Source organism: Enterococcus ureilyticus (assembly GCF_001730315.1).
GTDB classification, from domain to species: domain Bacteria; phylum Bacillota; class Bacilli; order Lactobacillales; family Enterococcaceae; genus Enterococcus_L; species Enterococcus_L ureilyticus.
In genome coordinates, this window is sequence record NZ_MIKC01000012.1 from 288714 (window position 1) to 295590 (window position 6877).

The window sequence follows — 6877 nt, forward strand, 5'->3', positions numbered from 1 at the left end:
CCACTCTTAAGTCGAATTTTAGGAGAGGTTGGGACAGGAGTGTTTAATCCCGAGAAATAAGCTGAAATTCACGGAAATTGCTCTTCAAATTTTTGTGAATTTCAGCTTATTTCCGAAACCTTCAAATCTTAGTGCTTTAGCACTTAGAATTTGATGTGATCGAAGCGAAGTGTAGAGATTGCTTCTGCTCCCACCGTTTATACGGATTACTTGGGGCTGAGATATAACTCGAAAAGTTATATCTCAGCCCCCTTTTTCACTTTATTTCTTCACTTTTCTGAAAGCATAAGCTTTAAAATACTCTGGCTTGTGACGTTGTGTAAAGCTATAAACGGTTAAAATCAATGCCCCAATCGTATTTGTGAATAAATCACCCATCGTATCCATCAACGCTTCTCGTCCGATGTAAGGTTGACCAGCTTCTGTCATATAACGTTGTAAATTCATATTTCCAAGTGAATCACAAAGAAACTCCCAAAACTCCCAAAAAACACCAGCTAGACCAGCAAAAGCAAAGCCCATAATAATAAATAACCAAGGACTGACTTTAGTAAAATCGGCATCACGAAGGCAATAACCAATGATAGCATACCCCACAGCTACTAGTAGAATCGGACTGACGGCGTGCAATATTTTATCCCAAAAGGGGACAATAATAATCAAACGTAAACCAGTCCCAAGAAAAACTGCGATCCAAATGAAAAACCAATAATAAAGACGGACCATTTTTGGGAAAACCAGTCCAGTAAATTTTGTAAACACAAAGGGTAAGAAAATTACCGCAATTCCGGCAATCATTTCAACAGTCAATAGCACATATTGTTCTGTTGGTTGCACTATAAAAGTTTTGACGATGTTGACGAGTAATGTAATAAAACCAAATGCTAATAAAAAATAAAAAGCACTTTTTTCTTGTTTATCCTCAAAGTCTAATTTCATATAAAAGCCTCCGCTATTTGTATTTTAAATCAAGTCGTTCAATTATTTGGCTAATTGTTTTTTTATTAAGTCTAAGAAATCTTGCTCATTAGTTACAACGGAACCATTTAATTTTATTAAGCCGACTGTATATAAATTAAGATAATGAAATTGATTTTCAGCTATATCCCCTAAAGCTTGCAGTTTTTTTTGATTGTCAGCACCTTGTTGGCGAGTATCTGTATATAGACCAATCATTGGAATGTTTTTGGCATACGCAACACCAATTTCAGAAGCAACGCCTGCATCGATCGTAAGCCCATCTAAAACGGCTATCAGTAGGTCACTTTCTAGTACTTTTTCAGTATCGGCTAGTGCAATCATCTTACTATCAGCATAAGCTGTCTTATCATTGATCGCACCATTTTCTTGTGGTAAGTAGACCTCAATTGAATCAGCTAAGTCACGAATTTTTTTAACCAAGTATTCGTTATAAAGTAAGTCTGCTTTTGCAAACATCGGTCCAGCAAAATAGATTTTCATGTGCAATTTCCTCCAGCAAAATTTTTTTCACATTATTGAGTTAATGAGACCAATCAAAAATAATCACTAAAGTAAGCTTCTTGATCGGGTAAAATCCGTTCCAAAGAATTCAAGGTTTCTTTATCTGTCGCTAGGCGCTCGATACGATGCAAGTAAGAAGGTCTCCGATAATTCATCAATAAACAAGTCAAAGTTTGGATATCGATATGCACAGCTTGTCCTAGTGGTTCGTCTGTTATAGAAACCTGATCATCTTCATCCCATAATAAACTAAAGACACCGTTATTCCATTCCGCAATGGGATCATTCACTACAAAATGAAAAGGTTTTGCCGTACTGCTATAAGGGTAAGCCAATAACATTTCCTTTACATCAACGATCCTAGCCATGTAGTAGGGTTCAATCGTTTCTTTGATTTGACTGTCTTCTAATAAAAAGGCTAATGGTTCATTTTTGTAAATATCGCCTTCAACCCAATCGATCATTGAAAAATGAGCTGCAATGAAATTCCATAAACCTTTGCGTGCTTCCTGATTGATGGCAAACATTTCTTTGATGTGAAAAACATCTTCAGCGACCCAGTAAAAAAGGACGCCTAAGGGTTCTTGGTTTGCACCATAATAGACGGCGGCAGTTCGTTCATCTTCATTTTCAAAGCGCCAGTATTCTTCCCAGTTAAATTCGCTACGAATCAAGGCACCATGATTTTGCCGGGCAAATTTTGCATAGACAGTAAAGACATCTTCATGACTGACACTTACACGTTCTACCATCCCTGGCATGTTAACTTGTCTTGGTAACTGCGTATCACGAATTCTGAAAGACAACTTATCAGACATGATTTCCCAGCCTTTTCGACGATAATAAGGAATATTATAAGGATACAAATAAGAAATCCATTGTTTATCTTCTCGCATATTTTTCAGTGCGAGATGAATCAAATCCTGCATCAAGCCATGATTGGCATATTCTGGATAAGTTCCAACACCGGTAATTCCGCCCATTTTGAAAAGTGAACCGTGAATATTGACCTCACAAGGATAAATTGCTATTTGAGAAATGAGTTGATTATCATAAAACCAACCAAAAACTTTTGACTGTTCTAAAATCGGCTGTTTTGATTTGATCAGTTCCTTTTTACTTTCATAGCCACTTTCTTCTAAATCAGCTTCAGTAAATTGAAAGACATAGCTTAACAATTCATTGAATTGATCAACATATTTTTCGTCGACAACTTTCAATTCTAAATTATCTTTGAACTCTTTTTGGTCCATTTTTCCATCTCCAATTAGTTTTTCTAAGACTAGTATATCAAAAAAAGTCGAATAAATAGAGTATTACTTACTAAAAAATGGTAAAGAGCGATTAAATGTTTGTCTATTATGGATTCATTTGCTTTGTTGTAAAATGATGAAAGAGATCATGAGATAATTAAAAGCCACATGGAAGCACAGGAAAGTTCTTTAATTCTAGTGGAAATCTTGCTATAATGGGTAGTGCTGATTGAAAATGATCTGAGCGATGAGCGAATAAATCATTGAATGAAATCACAAGCTCACACAGCTTTTCATAAAAGAAATGAGGACTATTAATGAATATAAATGAAATGAAGCAACGACAAGAGAAAATTCGTAATTTTTCCATTATTGCTCATATTGACCATGGAAAATCCACACTAGCTGATCGGATTTTACAAAAAACTGAAACTGTTTCGGATCGTGAAATGCAGGACCAATTACTCGATGCGATGGATTTAGAAAGAGAACGTGGGATTACAATCAAATTGAATGCTGTTGAATTAACCTACACAGCAAAAGATGGGGAAGATTATATCTTTCATTTGATTGACACTCCTGGACATGTGGATTTTACGTATGAAGTATCAAGAAGTTTAGCAGCTTGTGAAGGTGCGATTTTAGTCGTTGATGCAGCGCAAGGTATCGAAGCGCAAACGTTGGCAAATGTTTATTTAGCCTTGGATAATGATTTGGAAATTATTCCAGTGATCAATAAAATCGATTTACCTGCAGCAGATCCAGAGCGTGTCCGCACAGAAATCGAGGATGTAATCGGGATCGATGCCAGTGATGCAGTTTTAGCTAGTGCAAAAGCGGGAATTGGGATTGAGGATATTTTAGAACAAATCGTTGATTTGGTTCCAGCGCCGACAGGTGACCTTGAAGCACCTTTGAAAGCGTTGATTTTTGATTCTGTTTATGACAGCTATCGTGGGGTTATTTTGAATGTACGGATCATGGATGGCGTTGTCAAGCCTGGTGATAAGATCATGATGATGAATAATAACAAAACATTTGAAGTAACAGATGTAGGGATCTTTTCACCAAAACCAATCAGTCGTGATTTTTTAATGGTTGGTGACGTGGGTTATATTACTGCGGCTATCAAAACAGTTCGCGATACGCAAGTTGGGGATACGGTTACTTTAGCCAATAATCCTGCAAAAGAGGCATTAGCTGGTTATCGTAAAATGAATCCAATGGTTTATTGCGGATTGTACCCAATCGACAATTCGCGTTATGTTGAATTGCGTGAAGCGTTAGAAAAGTTACAATTAAATGATGCTGCGTTGCAATTTGAAGCGGAGTCTTCTCAGGCCTTAGGCTTCGGGTATCGTTGCGGATTTTTAGGCTTGCTGCATATGGATGTTATTCAAGAACGGTTAGAACGAGAATTTAATCTTGATTTGATTACGACAGCGCCGTCCGTAATTTATCATGTGACTAAAACAGACGGGACGAAAATCGTAGTAGATAATCCAGCTGAATTTCCGGATCAAAGCAGTGTTGATTTTGTAGAAGAACCATACGTTAAAGCAACGATCATGGTGCCTAATGAATATGTAGGTGCTGTAATGGAAATCTCACAACGCAAACGTGGTGAATTTGTGACGATGGATTATTTAGATGAATACCGCGTGAACGTTATTTACGATATGCCTTTATCAGAAATTGTATATGATTTCTTTGACCGTTTGAAATCTGGTACAAAAGGCTATGCTTCATTAGACTATGAGATGATTGGTTACCGCAAGAGTAATCTGTCTAAGATGGATATTCTGTTGAATTCAGAGAAAGTCGATGCATTGAGTTTTATTGTGCATAAAGATTTTGCTTTTGAACGTGGCAAAGTAATCGTTGAGAAGTTGAAAAAATTAATTCCACGCCAGCAATTTGAAGTGCCAGTTCAAGCTGCAATCGGTCAAAAAATCACTGCTCGCTCAACAATCAAAGCGTTGCGGAAAAATGTTTTGGCTAAATGTTATGGTGGAGATATTTCACGTAAACGTAAGTTGTTGGAAAAACAAAAAGATGGGAAAAAGCGTATGAAACAAGTTGGATCTGTGGAAGTTCCGCAAGAAGCGTTCATGGCAGTTTTGAAAATGGACGAGGACGAACCGAAGAAATAAAGATAATAATTCCGATAAAATTAAATAAAACGATCGAAAATAGTTGTTGTGATTTTCGGTCGTTTTATTTGTCTTTGATTACTTGATTAAAGTCTCTGGTTATTGATTTAAAGCGTTAAGAGTAGCGGTTAATTGCTGGAAATCATTTTTAAAAACGTACCCATTCATACCAGTATTTGAAGCACTCTCAATATTGGCAGGCATGTCATCAATAAAAAAACATTCTGATGGATTCAAGTTGAAATGGGAATAAAATGCTTGATATATTTCATTTTCCGGTTTAAGCATTTTCCAGTCTGACGATAAGAACACTCCATCGAATTGATTAAAATTTGGAATTTTAGTTTTAAAATAATGAAAATCTGAAGACGCATTGGATAAAATATATAGGTTGAAATCATCTTCTTTTAGAGCGTGTATGATAGACTCCATTTCGTTAATAGGATGAATCTCTTTATACCAATTATCTAAAAGATCAAATGCTACATTTTTTAGATGGGCAGGTACACGATGAGAAACGTTAACCTTGAATGCTTCTTTTCTTATAGTACCTCTATCAAATTTAAGCCAGTCAACAGAATGAAATAGCTCATTGAACAATATTTCTTGATCATTTTCATCCGCTAGGTTTTTTTTAAGCATGTCCTTAGGCTTGTATGAAATCAAAACATTTCCCATATCAAAAACAATATTTTTAATCATCTGAAACTCTCCTTCGTTAAATAAAGTTACTGTTTAAAATAACTGATTTTTATCGTTCTGAATTGGTTACTTCATTTAATCTTAATATAGTGAGTCGGTGAAATAAAGAATATTTAAAAAATTTAAGAAAATTTATGTAATGATCTCTACTCGGGTTTAAATTCCAAGGATAGCTATAGATGAGCGATTTAAATTCTCCCTATAGTTTTAAATTGGAGTCGTGAAACAATAGAACAAGTGCTTAGTATGCTGACGTGGGAATATGTCAACAGATTAAACATTATTTCTATGCAAGATAAAATTCTTTGCGATATTGACAAAAGAAAGTTAACGTTAGATGGAGATGAGTACCATATTGAAATTGATGACACACAAGACCATAGAGCTTTCTTATTGACAACGATTGCGTTAGATCGTATTTATTACACAAAAAAATAGATTTTTGAAAAATATGTTTGCATGTATAGCTGTTATATAGTAGACTTAACAAGTCTGAAAAATCAATACCTTAACAAATAACTATCCTTATCCCATTTCAAATGAAATGGGATTTTCTATTGAGTGACGGATAAAAATGAGTATTTTCTCATAATTAAAGAATTATGTAGACTTTCAGCCAGTAAGGTCATATAATAGGAAATGTAGTATAATTGTAATTTAAATTAATAGGTCATTTCATTCGTAAGGGTGTTTTAATTCCTCTTTTTTTATCACAAAGGTATTGCAAAAATTAATCGTGCTAAAAGCACTAGGAGGAACACATTTATGAATACAGGTACAGTGAAATGGTTTAACGCAGACAAAGGTTTTGGTTTTATTACTCAAGATAACGGAACAGATTTATTCGCTCATTTTTCAGCAATCCAAGGTGACGGATTTAAATCTTTAGACGAAGGCCAAAGCGTATCATTTGATATTGAAGAAGGTCAACGTGGACCACAAGCAGTAAACATTGTAAAAAACTAATTTAAAATTTCAGAACGATTCAATTTAAATTGAATCGTTCTTTTTTTGCTTTTGAATAATTTTGTCTTCGAGTCTTATTGCTTGAACTTTCATTTATTTGAAGTTATTATGAATTCATACCAACAACAACCCTTTTTATTTTTTCATTTTACTCTTTAGAGTAAAACTCCTTTTCCCGTCTTATTTTTAAGATGGGATTTTGGCTCTTTGTCAACTAATGTTGGTGAAGAAAATCTAAAGAATTAAATCGATTAATATGATTCCTAGAGGAAATTTCCTCTAGGTTTTTCTATTTTCTTGAAAAAGAATAGTGCCAAAACA

7 protein-coding genes are annotated in these 6877 nt (G+C 34.9%); 3 read left to right on the plus strand and 4 right to left on the minus strand.

Annotated elements, in window-relative coordinates; translation table 11 throughout:
- Positions 1-261: 261 nt before the first annotated feature.
- The 3 genes from BCR24_RS07835 to BCR24_RS07845 are packed head-to-tail and all read right to left on the minus strand — an operon-like array spanning position 262 to position 2735.
- Positions 262-939, minus strand: a complete 678-nt coding sequence (locus BCR24_RS07835; RefSeq protein WP_069639991.1) for a DUF2238 domain-containing protein — start codon at positions 937-939, stop codon at positions 262-264.
- 42 nt (positions 940-981) lie between these two features.
- Positions 982-1461, minus strand: a complete 480-nt coding sequence (locus BCR24_RS07840; RefSeq protein WP_069639992.1) for a nucleoside 2-deoxyribosyltransferase — start codon at positions 1459-1461, stop codon at positions 982-984.
- A gap of 53 nt (positions 1462-1514) precedes the next feature.
- On the minus strand, positions 1515-2735 hold the full coding sequence (locus tag BCR24_RS07845; RefSeq protein ID WP_069639993.1) for a GNAT family N-acetyltransferase: 1221 nt from the start codon (positions 2733-2735) through the stop codon (positions 1515-1517).
- Between the two features lie 317 nt (positions 2736-3052).
- Here BCR24_RS07845 and lepA point away from each other — a divergent pair, with 317 nt between their 5' ends.
- Positions 3053-4888 (plus strand): translation elongation factor 4, encoded by a 1836-nt coding sequence (gene lepA / locus BCR24_RS07850; protein WP_069639994.1) that lies wholly within the window; start codon positions 3053-3055, stop codon positions 4886-4888.
- Between the two features lie 99 nt (positions 4889-4987).
- On the opposite strand, the gene BCR24_RS07855 is transcribed toward lepA, so the two are convergent.
- Entirely contained in the window at positions 4988-5590 is a 603-nt protein-coding gene (locus BCR24_RS07855) for an HAD family hydrolase (RefSeq protein WP_069639995.1), read from the minus strand.
- A gap of 246 nt (positions 5591-5836) precedes the next feature.
- On the opposite strand from BCR24_RS07855, the gene BCR24_RS07860 reads away from it, so the two are divergent.
- Positions 5837-6028 carry an LURP-one-related/scramblase family protein gene (locus BCR24_RS07860; protein ID WP_069639996.1) on the plus strand — a complete coding sequence of 64 codons (192 nt, stop codon included), beginning with the start codon at positions 5837-5839 and terminating at the stop codon, positions 6026-6028.
- Positions 6029-6355: 327 nt separating this feature from the next.
- Positions 6356-6556: a cold-shock protein gene (locus BCR24_RS07865; protein ID WP_010761095.1), complete on the plus strand. Its 201-nt coding sequence runs from the start codon at positions 6356-6358 to the stop codon at positions 6554-6556.
- Positions 6557-6877: the final 321 nt, after the last annotated feature.

What these genes read in the sequence shown, in the direction of transcription:
- BCR24_RS07835 (WP_069639991.1), bottom strand. Translation starts at nt 939, where the DNA reads ATGAAATTAGACTTTGAGGATAAACAAGAAAAAAGTGCTTTTTATTTT.
- BCR24_RS07840 (WP_069639992.1), bottom strand. Translation starts at nt 1,461, where the DNA reads ATGAAAATCTATTTTGCTGGACCGATGTTTGCAAAAGCAGACTTACTT.
- BCR24_RS07845 (WP_069639993.1), bottom strand. Translation starts at nt 2,735, where the DNA reads ATGGACCAAAAAGAGTTCAAAGATAATTTAGAATTGAAAGTTGTCGAC.
- lepA (WP_069639994.1), top strand. Translation starts at nt 3,053, where the DNA reads ATGAATATAAATGAAATGAAGCAACGACAAGAGAAAATTCGTAATTTT.
- BCR24_RS07855 (WP_069639995.1), bottom strand. Translation starts at nt 5,590, where the DNA reads ATGATTAAAAATATTGTTTTTGATATGGGAAATGTTTTGATTTCATAC.
- BCR24_RS07860 (WP_069639996.1), top strand. Translation starts at nt 5,837, where the DNA reads ATGCTGACGTGGGAATATGTCAACAGATTAAACATTATTTCTATGCAA.
- BCR24_RS07865 (WP_010761095.1), top strand. Translation starts at nt 6,356, where the DNA reads ATGAATACAGGTACAGTGAAATGGTTTAACGCAGACAAAGGTTTTGGT.